The sequence below is a fragment of the Citrobacter cronae genome (genome assembly GCF_016893685.1).
Classification (GTDB): Bacteria; Pseudomonadota; Gammaproteobacteria; order Enterobacterales; family Enterobacteriaceae; genus Citrobacter; species Citrobacter werkmanii.
In genome coordinates this window covers 2,273,161-2,287,562 of sequence record NZ_CP069763.1, presented here as the reverse complement: position 1 = coordinate 2,287,562, position 14,402 = coordinate 2,273,161, and the positions used below count along the sequence as shown (strand labels likewise).

Sequence of the window (14,402 nt, the reverse complement as noted above, 5' to 3'; positions counted from 1 at the left end):
TACAACAGTGAGTACCAGGCTACAGCAGGTGAAAACTCTGCTTCAGGGCATCCGCGAGGACGGGACGCGGTATGACGCGCTCAGACACCAGTTGGAACAACAACGTCTGTGTATGATCCGTCGCGACAGCGACGAACTACTGGCCGTCAATGAACTTATTCAACAGCATTATGAGCAGTTGCAAAACAGCAGCCAACAGCGCCGGTTGCTCCTGCAACTGCTGGGCGTAAGCGTCAATCGTGCAGGGATAGAACAGGTCTTTAGCTGGCTGCCGGGCGTGCAGAAAACTGCCGCAGAGGGCTGGTGGCAAAGCCTTGAGCAAAAAGCGAAACGCTGCAAGATGTACAACGAAAAAAACGGCGATCTGCTGATCCGTCAGTATGAATTTATTCAGGCTTTTTTAGGCACTGAGCCCGATTTTATTTACCAGCGCTAAAACTTCCTTCCCTGACGCGGAAACCGGCTTTCCGCGCCTCATCTAACCAATTGATATAAATGCAATTAAAATTCAGGCATGGATATTGCACTGTCATAGCCAGATTTTGAATATTGGGATTACTGAGAACACATTATGAGTATGATTGATTGTTACGAGCCTGACTTTGTCCGGTTGTTTTTATCCCACCATCCGGATTCCGCTTTACTGGTCAATGTGCGCTGGAAAACGGAAGTTCGTCAGAGTCTGGTCTTAACCGATCCGGCCAGCTGCCAGGCTGCATTAGGCGATCCCAATGCCTTTGTCTTGCATCATTCAAAATGTGCGGCCGCCCCTGACAGCCCGACGTTATCCCCACGCGATCAGGTATTGAATCAATCTGCTCTGAATACCATTACCCTGCCAGGCTTGTCACCGGAGCTGCGCCTCTATGCGCTGGGCATCATGCTCTCTTTTTGTGAGAAATGCCCAGACAGTAGCGATGCGACGCTGGAAAAGCTGGCTTCGCTACCGCAGGTGCTGGCTGACCATGCGCAAAGTGGAAAACTGCAGGAGCAATTCGCACAACTGCCCAGTCTGCCCCAGTTGCAGCGGGAAATGATCACCCAAATGGGCAACTGCGATTTCAATTGGGAACGGTTGCCGGAAAGCGCGCGTAAGCTGACCTTGCCCCTGCAGGTAAGTCTGCTGATGCTGAAAGATGCTAACAGTGAAGCCTTGCTCCAACAGCAATTGCATGATCAGTGGTTAATGACCTGGGAGCGCTATTTCGCGCAGGATGCCTGGATTTTCAGTAACTATCTGATTTATCGCCTTTATCACGATACCTTCCCGCAACATGACGATGAAAGCGCGCTCCAGCGTTTCTTCTGGCTGGTCGCTGACGTCTTTATGATTCGTACACTGTTTTGCCTGTGGACACTGGACGGTTCCGCATTAAGCCACGACGAAATTTATGCCCTTTTCGCGCTGTTTGAAGCGTGGCGCAATAGCGAGCATGCCATCTCGCTGCGCCAGCATATTGTGAACATATTGCCGGGAGACCCTCTGCTCTCGGCGTTTTCCCTGATTACACGTTAGCACCTGTTGACCGGGTGAATGCCCGGTCCTTTTTCGAACCGCGAATACACATCACCATGCCTGAAACCTCTAAAGCTCGTTCCGCCCTGACCGGCATTGTCAAAACGCTGGAAACTGGCCGTGAAAAACCGTTTGTCAGCGTCATTACCCCAACGTGGAACCGCGCCGCTTTCTTACCCTATTTACTGTATATGTTCCGCTACCAGGATTACCCTGCCGACCGCCGGGAGCTAGTGATCCTCGATGATTCCCCGCAAAGCCATCAGTCGGTCATTGACAGGCTGACACAGAATCACCCGGAGAAATTTAATATTCGTTATATCTATCATCCGGAAAAACTGACGCTGGGCAGAAAGCGGAATATGCTCAATGCGCTGGCGTTAGGTGAATATATTCTGTGTATGGATGACGATGACTATTATCCGGCGGATAAGATCTCTTACACCATCGACATGATGCAACGTCATCGGGCGTTGATTTCGGGTTCCGATCAAATCCCCATCTGGTATAGCCATATCAACCGCTTGTTTAAAAGCCGCAGCTTTGGCCCGCAAAACATTCTCAACGGCACCTTTTGCTACCATCGCAATTATTTGAAAAAGCACCGTTACGATGATGAATGTAACTTAGGCGAAGAAGAAGGATTCACCAATCAATTCACCGTGAATCCACTGCAATTGCCGGGCGAGCGTACCATCATTTGTATCTCGCATAGCCAAAATACGTTCGATAAAGACTTTGTATTGGGAAGCAGCGAGCCGCAGGAAACCACGCTGGCACAGGCGGTTACCGACCCAATGCTAAAAAACTGGTATCAAAGCCTGCATAACGCCACGCATCATCAACCGATCCGCTGGGATTACATTGATCAGGTGGTGATCGTGAATCTGGATTCGCGCCCGGATCGTTTAGCGCACATCCAGCAAGAGCTGTCGTTTCTTAATTTTCCCGCGGAAAAAGTTACCCGACTGGCCGCATCAGTAGCAACCAATGGCCAGATTGGTCGCCGTCAGTCCCATATGCAGGCGCTGCAACTGGCGCAGCGTCAGGGCTGGAAAAACTACCTGTTACTTGAAGATGACAGCGTGATCCTCAAGCAGGAAAAGCATATTCGGGTACTCAATTCGCTCCTGAGCGCGTTACCTAATTTTCCGTGGGAAGTGGTCATCCTCGGCGGAGAAATTAAGCAAGGCAGCGAACTGAAAAGCCTGCAGGGCATGATCCATGCCCGCGACTGCAATAAAGTTTGCGCCTATCTGGTAAACAGCCGTTATTACCCGACGCTGGCTCAGCAAATGGAGCATGACCTCTCCGACACCCTCGAAGGGCAATGGCAACCGCTGCTACGTGAAGGAAAATGGCTCTCGTGTTATCCGAGCATTTGTTATCAGCGTGCGGGATATAGCGATATCGAAAAGAAAGAAACCGATAACATCGGCTACTACTTCAATAAAATTAATAAAAAACCCGAGACCGTCAACGCGCTGGTAAGCAACTCGCAACCGTCGACTTCCACTCATATCGATGCCATTGGCTTCTATATGGAAACATCGCTGCATTACACGGTGTACCGCCCCATTATTAGCGCGCTTCAGGCGATGGGCCATTCTTGCTCGTTGTTGGTGAGTGACAAAATACACAAGTCGTTTCTGGATGAAATGACAGCGACGATTAAAACCATTAACGACTCCGCGCTGGGCGGAACACGCCTTTCTACGGTCATTGAGCAACGCCAGCGTTTCAAATGCCTGGTAAGCCCCTACTACACACCGTTGCTAAACGGGCTGGCGGATACCCATGTGCGTGCCATGTATGGCCTGGCGAAAGAAGAGTGGAACCATGCCTGGTGGAACGCTTTTTATCATCGCATCCTGTGCTACAGCCACTATAGCCAGCACGCGCTTGATATTGGCGGTAGTGCAAAAGTGGTCGGCAATCCCCGCTTCGATGAGTGGCACAACCACACTTTTGATAACACGTTGCCAAACAGTCTGAAGCTCAATGCGAAAAAACAGACCATTCTGTATGCCCCTACCTATGGCGCGCTAAGCTCGCTGCCCCATTGGGCGGAACAGCTCGGTCGCTTAAGCCATGAATATAATATCGTCACTAAATTGCATCATGGCACCCTTCACAGACCGGAGGAAACCGCCTCTCTGGCGCTGGCGCAGCGCTATTTAAAGAACAGACTCGACGACCCACAGCATCTGCTGGCGCTTATTGCACAAGCAGATTACATCCTGACGGACAGCAGCGGCTTTATTTTTGACGCTATTCATATGAATAAACGCGTCATTTTACTGAGCTGGCCAGGTATGGCTTCGCTATTGGATGGACAACAAAGTTTCTCTACCCCTGACAGTGCCGAACAACGTATCCGTGACATTCTCCCGGTGGCTCAGGACATACAGGCGTTACGCAACGCGCTCTCCGACGCGTTTGATTGGGCTGCGCTGGAAACGCCGTTAGCTGAGATTCGCCGCCACTATTGTGATGCATTTATGGATGGACAGGCGGGGAAACGGGCAGCTCAGGAAATCGTAAGCCTCATCGAGGCGTCGCCCCAACAACACAGCAATACGTTGCTGATAAGCCTGCAACAGAAGTTATTTAGTTGATAACACAGTAATTGTCGCCAGAGATGAATCTATGCCAACGCCTTTAGTGAGTATTATCGTCACCAGTTATAACCACGATGCTTTCCTTGAAGAGGCGCTGGATAGCGTCTTTAACCAGACGTGGAAAAATATCGAAGTGATCATCGTCGATGATGCGTCTACCGATCGGTCTGTTGATATCATTAAAAAATATCAACGGAAATATAATTGCAAAACGATCCTACGCGAAACTAACTATTATTCGCAGAAAAATAAAATTGGCGATAAACCGATCATCGAGGCAATGAATATGGCCTCGGGTAAATATATTGCTGTCGTCGACTCTGATGATCTTATCGTCCGCACCAAAATCTCCCATCAGGTTAATATTCTCGAGAAAAATCCACATTGCGTCATGTGCTATAGCGCCATTGAGGTCATCATGCCTGATGGCTCGCGTTTTCCCTACAGCGATATATTTCTTGATGGCGATGTTTTTCATCATCTTCTGGTATCTGGCAATCTCAGTCTTTATATCGGATCGTTAATCCGCCGCGAGGCGTATCTGAAGATAGAACGCTCCGATCCTGAACTGGTACAGGAAGACTGGGATATGTTTCTGAAACTTTCCCGCCAGGGGCATTTTATTTCATCCCGACGTTTAGTGGCTTACTACCGTCGCCATGACAACAACACCTGGTACAGAAAAGATAACAGCAAATTAATGTACCAAAACCGGATGATGATCCTTAATCAGTGGAAACATGAAGACGCCTGGGTAGACGCGATGAACAGCCGCTGGAAGCAGTATGCTCATCCCGACCATACGCTGATCAAAGAAGATATTGACGAACTGTTGCTTAAACAGCCAACCGACCCCTTGCTACATTTCCAGGGTTTTATCGTGGCCATTCACCATAAAGACGTCAGCAAAGCACAATATCATATTGTTCAGGCCATCATCTATTGTGATAGTCGCCTGGAAATATTACCTCAATTATATTTTGCCGCGTTAAAAAGTATTACTGATAAGAAGATCAGAAACACGCTCCTTACCAGTCTGAAAACCAGACTGCCAGAACACTATCAACAGATTAGTGAAAAATTCCCTCAGGACCCTCAGCAATGAAACAAGCAGATCATAACCTTATTACGGTCACCAAACCTTTCTTGCCTCCACTCGAGGAGTTTATGCCGTATCTGCAAGAGATTTGGTCAAGTAAGCAGTTAACCAATAATGGCGTCATGCATCAACTGTTAGAGGAAAGGTTAGCGTCTTACTTGAACGTCCCTTATATCTCACTGTTTTGTAATGCGACTATCGCGTTAATTGCCGCAATGCAAACGCTGAGAATTAAAGGCGAGGTCATTACCACCCCTTATTCTTTTGTTGCCACGACTCATAGCATTCTCTGGAACCAATTAACGCCAGTATTTGTTGATATTGAACCACACAGCTTTAATATCAACCCGCACTTGATTGAGTCGGCCATTACCCCGAAAACAGGGTTAATTATGCCGGTGCATGTCTACGGCCAAAGCTGTAACACCACTGAAATAGAAAAAATTTCCAATAATTATGGTATTCCCGTCATTTATGATGCGGCACATGCTTTTGCTGTAGAAGATTGCGGCGGAAGCATTCTACGTCATGGCGATCTTTCGGTCCTCAGCTTCCATGCAACAAAAGTGTTCAATACTTTTGAGGGTGGCGCCATCGTCAGTTACGATAAAAAAACAAAACAACGGATCGATTACCTGAAAAACTTTGGTATTGCTGACGAGTTAACCGTTGTCGCGCCAGGCATCAATGGCAAAATGAATGAAATCCAGTCGGCTTTTGGTCTCTTGCAATTAAATTATATTGATGAGGCGATAGCCAGGCGCCAAAAAATCGATCGCTGTTATCGAGAGCAACTCGCCAATACGCAAGGGATCGTTATTCCTGACAGCAATGCCAATCTTAAGAGTAACTACAGTTATTTCCCGATCCTGGTGCGCCCCGACTATAAAATGTCGCGAGATGCGTTATACGATCATCTCAAAAAACATAACATTTTAACGCGGCGTTATTTCTACCCGTTGCAGTCGAATCTTAACATGTACAAAAACATGTCTGGCGCCAATAAAGAGACGCTGCCCGTGGCGAACCAAATCGCCGAACAGGTGCTGTGTCTGCCGATTTATCCTGATATGACCCCCGAAGAACTCAGCACTATTATTGAGCTCATAACAGCATGATCAATGTACTTATCTTCCCTGCAGGGACCGAAATTGGCAGAGAAATTTACCTGTCTCTTCGATACGAAAAAAACGTAAATCTGGTTTTAGCCGGGGCGGATTACGATAGCCATGCCCGTCATTACACCAGCGAGTACCATATCGTACCTGACGTTACGCATTGCAATTGGTTACCCACATTGCAGGCATTAGTGCTGCAAGAAAAAATTGATTACATTTTCCCGGCACATGATGAAGCCCTTCTTGCCTTATCTGAAAACCGGGGCGCGCTTTCCGCCACGGTACTCTGCCCATCGCAAGAAACCTGCCAGATTACGCGTTTTAAAAGTAAAACATATCAGGCTCTCACACATTCAATTCCCACCCCGCAGATCTTTAACGACGTTACTGAGATAAAGCAATGGCCCGTTTTTGTTAAACCAGATCGCGGTCAGGGCGCGCAGGGAGCAGCGCGTGTTGATACCCCAGCCATGCTGGCATCATTACAGGCAGAAAGAGATGATCTGATTGTTTGTGAATATTTAAGTGGGGAAGAGTTTACGGTTGATTGTTTTTCCGATCGCGCTCAGGGATTACTGTTTTGCCAACCTCGCATACGCTCACGTATACGTGCCGGTATTGCAATGACCTCAACCTTAGTGAGTCTGCCGGAAGTGGACGCTTACGCTCGCGCTATTTCGCAGCAATTGCAGCTCTACGGCGCATGGTTTTTTCAGTTGAAGCGTTCTGCCTCAGGTACTTTGACATTACTGGAAGTCGCACCGCGTATTGCAGGCACAATGGCGCTTAATCGTGCTAATGGCGTTAATTTCGCCATGCTGACGTTGTACGAAAGTATGCGGGTAAACGTCAAATTGCACCCGCTCAGTAAAAACCTGCAAATTACACGTAGCTTAACGAATCACTATACGCATAATTTCACGTTTCGACATGTCTACATCGACTACGATGATACCGTCGTCATCAAAGATAAACTCTGCGTGCCTGTCTTCACTTTTCTCTGCCAATGTCTGAATCGCGGGATAAAAATTCATCTCATTACGCGTCATGCCGGTGACATTTATGCTGAACTGGCGAATCGGCGGATTAACAATTTCTTTGACACCATTACCCACTTAGGTAAAAACGATAAGAAAAGTGATTATATTGACGAGGCCGACGCCATATTTATCGACGACAGTTTCTCTGAACGACAGGAAGTTAATTCGGTCACCGGACTTCCTGTCTTCGACATCAGCATGCTCGAACTATTAATATGTGAATAACATGAAGAAAAATATTATATTTTTGCATCTCGAAAGTCTCAATCACACGATCTTTAACAATCGCCAGTGGTTTCCTTTTACGAATAAAATTTATAACCAGTCGCTACGACTTAATAATTTCATTTCTACTGCCACCTCCTCACTGATGGCATTTAGCGATCTCTTGCATGGTGATGACAATACGTTAGAACATAACACCCATCTCGAAGAAAACATCTCCATCCATCGTCACGGCCCCGCGCTTTTCGACGTTTTAAAGCAGCACGGATACACCGCTGCTGGTATGGGGTATCCCAAAAACTGGGCAAATGTGGATACCATCTGGAGTGAAACGGATACTTTTAATTGGTATGACAGCGCGAAAATAATGCAGGCTGAAATGCAGCAGGTCATTTCCCGCCCGGAGCCCTTCGCGCTCTATCTGTGGAACCTCAGTAGTCATCTGTGTTATTACGATGATATCAAAAGAGGGGGCAGTAACAGCCTCGAACGCTGGCAGCGTGGCTACCAAAGTATGGATTTAATGGTCGGTCAGACCATTAAAATGTTGATGGAAAACAAAAAGCTTGATAATACAATGATTATCGCCTTTGGCGATCATGGCGATGACTTTTGGGGGCACGGATTTAATGGCGGTTATACGCATGGTATTGAACCCTACACGCCATTAGTTCATACCCCAGCATTTATTTTCTGTCCAGGCATGAAAGCCGTTGATTTAAACCATATGGTCAGTATGGTCGATATCTACAATACAGTACTGACCTTACTTGATATAACGCCTGCTGAAGGTATTGAAAAACAAGCTTTCGCATTAACGCCACAACGCCGTTTTTGTTACAGTCGTAATCTATTTGCACAACAGAAAAGTCAGCATGGCGGAAGTCCACTCAAGAAAGGGTATGCCATCACTTCCGAACACTTTCACTTAATGAAGGTCGATAATCAGCTAAAGATGTTTTTATGGAAGGCTGACCCGGCAAATCACTTTGATATATTACCCTTAATTAAATATAAGAAATCAGGAGAAGCTTACCTTGATCTTGATAAAGCACATCGGCAACGTACTGGCGGCATTCATCCGCATATGCAGCATTTTTTCTCAGCCGACATGGTACCGTTGATTGTGCAACATATTGATGATATGAAATTACAGCTGGATGTGTGGATAAAAAATAAAAACAAGATGAAACCGGAAGAATAACCCAGTCCACGAATTTTTTATTTGTATCCCTTCACCACCTCAATAATCGAGGTGGTGGATATCGATGGTGTTCTGGGAAAATAGACCACTTCGCACAGGTACGACAAACTATCAAAGCGTCCGGCCCAGTCATCGCCCATCACCAGCGTATCAGCGTTAAACTGGCGAATATAATCTGCTTTTTTCTCCAGCGACTCTTCGAGAAACACGCTGTCCACGCATTTCAACCCGGCAACAATTCCCATGCGATCGCTTTGGCTATAAACCGGCATCCGACCTTTTTTATGCATATTTAGCGCATCTGAGGAGACGCCGACAATCAGCCGCTCACCCAACTGCCCGGCGCGTTCAAGAATACGCAGGTGTCCAATATGAAAAACATCAAATGTGCCGAAAGTAATGATCGTTTTCATACCAGTCCCAGCGTCTTCTGTCTTAGCCAACATTGCGCGGCGATTTCATCTACGGCTTTTTGCTCTTTTACCTGCGCCTCATTGCTCAGCGCGTAACGCTTATCTGCCAACGTCATGGCGACAATTTTCTCTTCACAAGCCGCGGCGACCAGATTTTTTTGAATACGCTGCTCTTTGATTTTAGCCAGCGTTTTTTCCTGTTCCTGCCAGGCAATCACCGTGCGTAGCGTGCCTTTGTATCCGGTCACGTTTTTGAGTGATTCAACCGAAGGCGCCTCAACGCCTGGGCCGGTTTTTTGAATAAGGTAACCCAGCGCTTTGATGTTATTGTCAAAGCCGGTACAGACCTGCTGCTGTTTAGCCAACTGGACCGTCATGTCTTTGACTGATTTATCCCGCAGACGCTGCAACTGCGCCAGGGTATCAATAATTTGCCGCATGATTATTTACCTTCCGTTTTCTTTGCCTGGGGGAAAAGGGCCTGTAAACGACTTTGCACCAGTTCAAGTGACGCGGGTTCACTTACCTCCTGACGCAGGAAACGCTCGATGGCGGGGAACACTTTGACGGCTTTATCAACGCTGGGATCGGCTCCGGCAACATAGCCCCCCAATGGGATCAGCGGCTTAATTTCCATATAGGCGGCATAGTTTTGCTTCAACTGACGGGCCGATTGCTGATGCTCGTAGGGCGTAACCTGGGTCATGCATCGACTGATCGACTGCCCAATATCAATGGCTGGATAATGCCCGGCTTCCGCCAGCTTACGGGTCAGTACGATATGTCCATCCAACACCGCGCGCGCGCAGTCAACGATTGGATCCTGTTGGTCGTCCCCTTCCGCCAGCACCGTGTAAATGGCGGTCATTGACCCTTCACTTTCACTGTTGCCGGCGCTTTCCACAAGCTTAGGGATCATACCGAACGCCGAGGGCGGATAGCCTTTCGTCGCCGGAGGTTCTCCCAATGACAACGCGATCTCGCGCTGCGCCATGGCATAACGGGTTAACGAATCCACCAGCAATAAAACGTGATGCCCACGATCGCGAAACCAGGCGGCGATAGAGTGGCACAGCTCGGTGGCTTTCAAACGCATCAACGGCGACTCATCCGCCGGAGCCGCCACGATAATGGATTTTGCCAACCCTTCCGCGCCCAGCGAGTGATCGATAAACTCTTTCACCTCGCGGCCACGCTCGCCAATTAACCCCACCACCACGATATCGGCCTTGGTCTGGCGGGTGATCATCCCCAGCAGCACACTTTTTCCCACGCCGCTGCCAGCCATCAACCCCACGCGCTGGCCTTTGCCGATAGTTAATAACCCGTTGATTGCTTTTACACCAACATCCAGCGGTTGGTTCACCGACCGACGCGTAAGGGGGTTGATAGACGGCGCCTGAGGTGGCAGCACATCATTGCCGGTCAGACGGCCTTTGGCATCCAGCGGTTCGCCCAGGCCATTGACCACCCGCCCCAGCCAGCTTTCGCTGATCAGGATCTCCTGGGCTTTTTCTTCGGGGAATACGCGCGCCCCCGCCATCAGTCCGACGGGGTGTTTGAAGGGCATCAGGTAGGTGATATCACGATTAAATCCCACCGCCTGCGCGTCGATCAGCGTATGGTTTGCACTTTCAACACGGCACAACTGGCCGGTTACCAACGGGCAGCCCACGCTCTCCAGCAAAATACCGTTCACGCGAACCAGTCGCCCGGCAACCCGGGCTAAAGGAATCGACTCAATAGAACGCAGCGCGTTGTCGAAGCTGGAAAGATCACTCACCCGTCGGCTCCGGCAGCAGCGACTCTTTAAGTGCCGACATACATTGCTCGAGGCGATGCTCGCAGCCAATATCCAGCTCGGATTTATCGGTAATCACCCGACACTCGCCCGCCTGTAGATCGGGAGAGGGAGTCAGTCCCCAGGCAGTGACCTTCTCAGGCGCGACATCTTTGATGCGGTTAAATTCTTCGTTACTCAGCAGCACCTGTAGCGACTCAGGCATCGCCGGAAAGGCCGAAATTGCCTCTTCGACCAACGATAATAGCTGCGTCGGTTGCAGCGCCAGCTCACAGCGAATCACCTGGCGGGTCACCTTTTCAACCAGCTGCAACAGGTCTTCCCGCTGTTTACGCTGGACGTGCGCCAGATAGTCATTCACTTTGCCGGAGATAGCCTCCAGCGGCTGGGCGGCGCGTTCAAACTGCTTGCGCCCTTCCTGCTGTCCGGCCAGGCTGCCTTCAGTGTATCCCTGACGACGACCTTCATCGTGCCCCTTCTGATGACCTTCCTGAAAACCCTGCTCCTGGCCTTCGGTCATCCCCTGCTCAAAACCTTTTTGCAGCCCTTCCTGGAAGCCGTCCATCAGTTGGCGCTGATAATCCGCCGGAGTAATCCCCGGCGTGAGCTGTTCAGCCTGTAGATGGCGCTGGCGAGGAGGAAAACGATGCAGCCGGTAACGACCACGAATGGTTTCAATCGCCATAGGTTACTCCGCCGTCTGTTCAGCAAACAGCTGTAGCTGTATTTCACCCGCTTCCTCAAGTTCGCGGGCAATTCCCATGATTTCACGGCGTATCTGCTCAATACGGCTCACCGGAACCGGACCAAGACGTGAGGTTATCGCCTCCAGTTGTTGTACCTGACGCTTAGGCATCACGGCATAAATCGAACGGCGTAACAGCGCTTCAGTACCTTTCAGCGCCACCGCCCAATCTTCCATCGGTACTTCGTCCAGCAGACGACGACGCACTTCGTCAGTTTGGCGGCTCAGAATAAAGAAGTCGTACATTTCATCCTGCAACTGTTCGAGCACATTTTCATCGCGTTCGCGCAGCTGATCGAGAATCACCTGTTGATTTCCCTGGAAGCGGTTCACGATATCCGCAGCCTGCTTGATCCCTTTCACTTTCGAGCCATGTTCAGAAAGCACCGACAGCCCACGCTCGATCAAACGATCCAGCTCATCCACCACGTCCCTGTTCACATCGTTCAGTTTAGCTACGCGATAGAGGATCTCGTTTTGCACTGACTCATTCATGTAAGACAGTACCGTGGCCGAGATCTCTGGCGTCAGGAAGGCAAGAAATACGGCCTGTAGCTGCAAATGCTCTTCTGAGATCAGTATCGCCAACTGGCGCGGCTCCACCCACTGTAAACGCGCCATCCGCGAACGGATCTCATCGCCATAAATACCGTTGATCACGCTGCTGGCGATTTCTGTGCCCAGCGCTTTATTGAGGATCCCTTGCAGCATGGAACGCGATGCGCCGTTGATACCGCTTTGTTCGCGGAATTCATCAAAAAAGTTATTGATCACTTTTTTAGCTATGCTGGTTTTTACCCCAGACAGACGCGCCATGTTTTCACTCAGGCGAACCACCTCTTCGCGGCTGAGTTTTTGCATCACCGTGGCTGCCGCCTCCTCGCCCAGACACAGCAATAAAATTGCGGCCTGTTCCAGATAGCTATTGTTGCTGCCGTTATTTATTGTCAATTCGCTCATTGCTGGTAATCCATTGTCTGAGAACTTCAGCTACGCGATCGGTGTCGCTCATCGCCAGTTTTTGCAGGAACTCCAGCTTCACTTCCAGACCGGAGCTCTGCGAAGGCAGGCTATCGTCACCAGGGAAAGAAGGCAGTTCGATATTTTTACGTTCATCTTCAGCAGCCGCAAAATGGGGTTTGTCCGCAGGAATCGCGATCGGTGCGGCGTCCAGCGCCAGCTCTGGCGCCGACGTCCGGCGACGTTCGGCGGTCAACCGTTTCATGACCGGGCGAACAACAAACACCAGTAACAGCAGTGCCAGCAGACCGCAGCCAATCAGACGCACCCAGGCCAGAATGTCGTCATCCTTCCAAAAGGGAACCACCGGCTCGACGGGGATCGACTGCGGCACAAAATTAAGCAGCGATAAAGACAGATTGTCTCCACGCCTGGCATCAATCCCGGCGGCGTTATTCAACAGCGCCGTCAATTGCGTGGTTTGCTCCGGTTTCCAGTTCTTCAACGCAGGCGCGCTCTGGTTAAGTACCACAGCCACATTTAAACGTTTAATGTCGAAACCGGGATGCTGGATATGTTCAACGCTACGGTCCCAGGAGTAGTCGCGTTTGTTCTCGCTATGCTTTGACAACGCAGCGGGCTGGTTAGATTCCTCTGGCGCGCTTCCATTGGCGCCATTCGTCACTTGATTTGCCGCCACTGGAGGACGATTACTCAGCGAACCGGGGATCCCCATGGCGATTTGGCTGGTATCGCTATCGAGTACCGTCTCTTCACGGTTAACTTTTGGCGTGTCGCCGTAATGCTCCTGGGTTTCGTCGATATTGCTCAGATCGAGATCCGGCATCACGCTCACCCGGTAGTTGCCAGTGCCGACCAGCGAGTCGAGAACATTTGCGAGGCTGGCGCGGGTCTTATCCTGAATATCTTTGAGGATCTGGTCGCGCTTACGCGTCGCCGCAGAAACCGCTTCACCCGCGCCAATACCGTCGGACAATAAATTCCCCGCCTGGTCGACAACGCTGACCTGCGAAGCTTTCAAATCAGGCACGCTGCCGGACACCAGGTGCACGATAGCATTCACCTGGTCCAGATCCAGCTTGCTGCCATAATGCAGACGCACCACCACCGAGGCGCTGTTTTGCGGTTCGTCGCTGACGACAAAGGAACTCTCTTCATTCAGCGCCAGATGCACTCGGGCGCTCTCGACGGCGTCCAGCGTCATGATGCTCTGCGCCAGTTCGCCTTCCAGACTCCGCTTGTAGCGAACGTTTTGCACAAACTGACTGGCGCCCAGCACTTCATCTTTATCCATCAGTTCATAGCCGCTGGGCAGCATGGCCTGAACGCCTTTCGCCGCCAGCGTCATTCGCGTTTTGGACAAGTCCTCTTCCGGAACCAGAATTTGTCCGCTTTGCGGATCGATCCGGTATTCCAGCTTTTCACCATCCAGCACGGTGACGATCTGCGAAACCGGGATATTCTCCTGGCTACCGTACAGCGAAACATAGCCGTGGTTGCCATTCCATAGCACGCTGACAATAATGGCGGTGGCCGCAACAGCCGCTGCTGCCAGTAACGCCAGACGTTTATTACCATCCAGCCTGAAAGAGAACGATGGTAAAAACTGAGTAACTTTTTTTATTAGTTCATTCATAGC

At 49.9% G+C, this 14,402-nt stretch carries 13 protein-coding genes; 7 read left to right on the top strand and 6 right to left on the bottom strand.

The window, feature by feature from the left end; genetic code table 11:
- Nucleotides 1–7 precede the first annotated feature (7 nt).
- From JSN25_RS09830 to JSN25_RS09800, 7 genes are all read left to right on the top strand, one after another.
- Nucleotides 8–436 (top strand): flagellar protein FlgN, encoded by a 429-nt coding sequence (locus JSN25_RS09830; RefSeq protein WP_204525675.1) that lies wholly within the window; start codon nt 8–10, stop codon nt 434–436.
- Nucleotides 437–571: 135 nt separating this feature from the next.
- A complete protein-coding gene (locus tag JSN25_RS09825) occupies nt 572–1,516 on the top strand; it encodes a lysine-N-methylase (protein ID WP_204525674.1) in 945 nt (314 codons plus the stop codon).
- A gap of 56 nt (nt 1,517–1,572) precedes the next feature.
- Nucleotides 1,573–4,134, top strand: a complete 2,562-nt coding sequence (locus JSN25_RS09820; RefSeq protein WP_204525673.1) for a glycosyltransferase — start codon at nt 1,573–1,575, stop codon at nt 4,132–4,134.
- Between the two features lie 31 nt (nt 4,135–4,165).
- The gene (locus tag JSN25_RS09815; RefSeq protein ID WP_204525672.1) at nt 4,166–5,242 is read left to right on the top strand and encodes a glycosyltransferase family 2 protein; all 1,077 of its coding nucleotides are present in this window, start codon (nt 4,166–4,168) and stop codon (nt 5,240–5,242) included.
- On the top strand, nt 5,239–6,354 hold the full coding sequence (locus JSN25_RS09810; protein ID WP_204525671.1) for a DegT/DnrJ/EryC1/StrS family aminotransferase: 1,116 nt from the start codon (nt 5,239–5,241) through the stop codon (nt 6,352–6,354). Before JSN25_RS09815 ends, JSN25_RS09810 begins: the two co-directional genes overlap by 4 nt.
- Complete coding sequence (locus JSN25_RS09805) at nt 6,351–7,619, top strand: ATP-grasp domain-containing protein (protein ID WP_204525670.1); 1,269 nt, start codon at nt 6,351–6,353, stop codon at nt 7,617–7,619. Before JSN25_RS09810 ends, JSN25_RS09805 begins: the two co-directional genes overlap by 4 nt.
- Before the next feature lies 1 nt (nt 7,620).
- On the top strand, nt 7,621–8,823 hold the full coding sequence (locus JSN25_RS09800) for a sulfatase-like hydrolase/transferase (RefSeq protein WP_087856493.1): 1,203 nt from the start codon (nt 7,621–7,623) through the stop codon (nt 8,821–8,823).
- 17 nt (nt 8,824–8,840) lie between these two features.
- Here the strand turns inward: JSN25_RS09800 and JSN25_RS09795 are convergent, their stop codons facing one another.
- Genes JSN25_RS09795 through fliF form a run of 6 tightly spaced genes read right to left on the bottom strand, consistent with a single transcriptional unit; the run spans nt 8,841 to nt 14,399 of the window.
- Nucleotides 8,841–9,236, bottom strand: a complete 396-nt coding sequence (locus tag JSN25_RS09795) for an FAD synthase family protein (protein WP_038637597.1) — start codon at nt 9,234–9,236, stop codon at nt 8,841–8,843.
- Nucleotides 9,233–9,676: a flagellar export protein FliJ gene (fliJ, locus tag JSN25_RS09790; protein WP_150344684.1), complete on the bottom strand. Its 444-nt coding sequence runs from the start codon at nt 9,674–9,676 to the stop codon at nt 9,233–9,235. The genes JSN25_RS09795 and fliJ overlap by 4 nt, the downstream gene beginning before the upstream one ends.
- Nucleotides 9,677–9,678: 2 nt before the next feature.
- Nucleotides 9,679–11,019 carry a flagellar protein export ATPase FliI gene (gene fliI / locus JSN25_RS09785; protein WP_199952373.1) on the bottom strand — a complete coding sequence of 447 codons (1,341 nt, stop codon included), beginning with the start codon at nt 11,017–11,019 and terminating at the stop codon, nt 9,679–9,681.
- Nucleotides 11,012–11,722, bottom strand: a complete 711-nt coding sequence (gene fliH / locus JSN25_RS09780; RefSeq protein WP_038637585.1) for a flagellar assembly protein FliH — start codon at nt 11,720–11,722, stop codon at nt 11,012–11,014. Before fliH ends, fliI begins: the two co-directional genes overlap by 8 nt.
- A gap of 3 nt (nt 11,723–11,725) precedes the next feature.
- Nucleotides 11,726–12,742, bottom strand: coding sequence for a flagellar motor switch protein FliG (locus JSN25_RS09775; protein ID WP_038637583.1), 1,017 nt, complete (start codon nt 12,740–12,742; stop codon nt 11,726–11,728).
- The gene (gene fliF, locus JSN25_RS09770) at nt 12,720–14,399 is read right to left on the bottom strand and encodes a flagellar basal-body MS-ring/collar protein FliF (protein WP_199965959.1); all 1,680 of its coding nucleotides are present in this window, start codon (nt 14,397–14,399) and stop codon (nt 12,720–12,722) included. The genes JSN25_RS09775 and fliF overlap by 23 nt, the downstream gene beginning before the upstream one ends.
- Between the last annotated feature and the right edge of the window lie 3 nt (nt 14,400–14,402).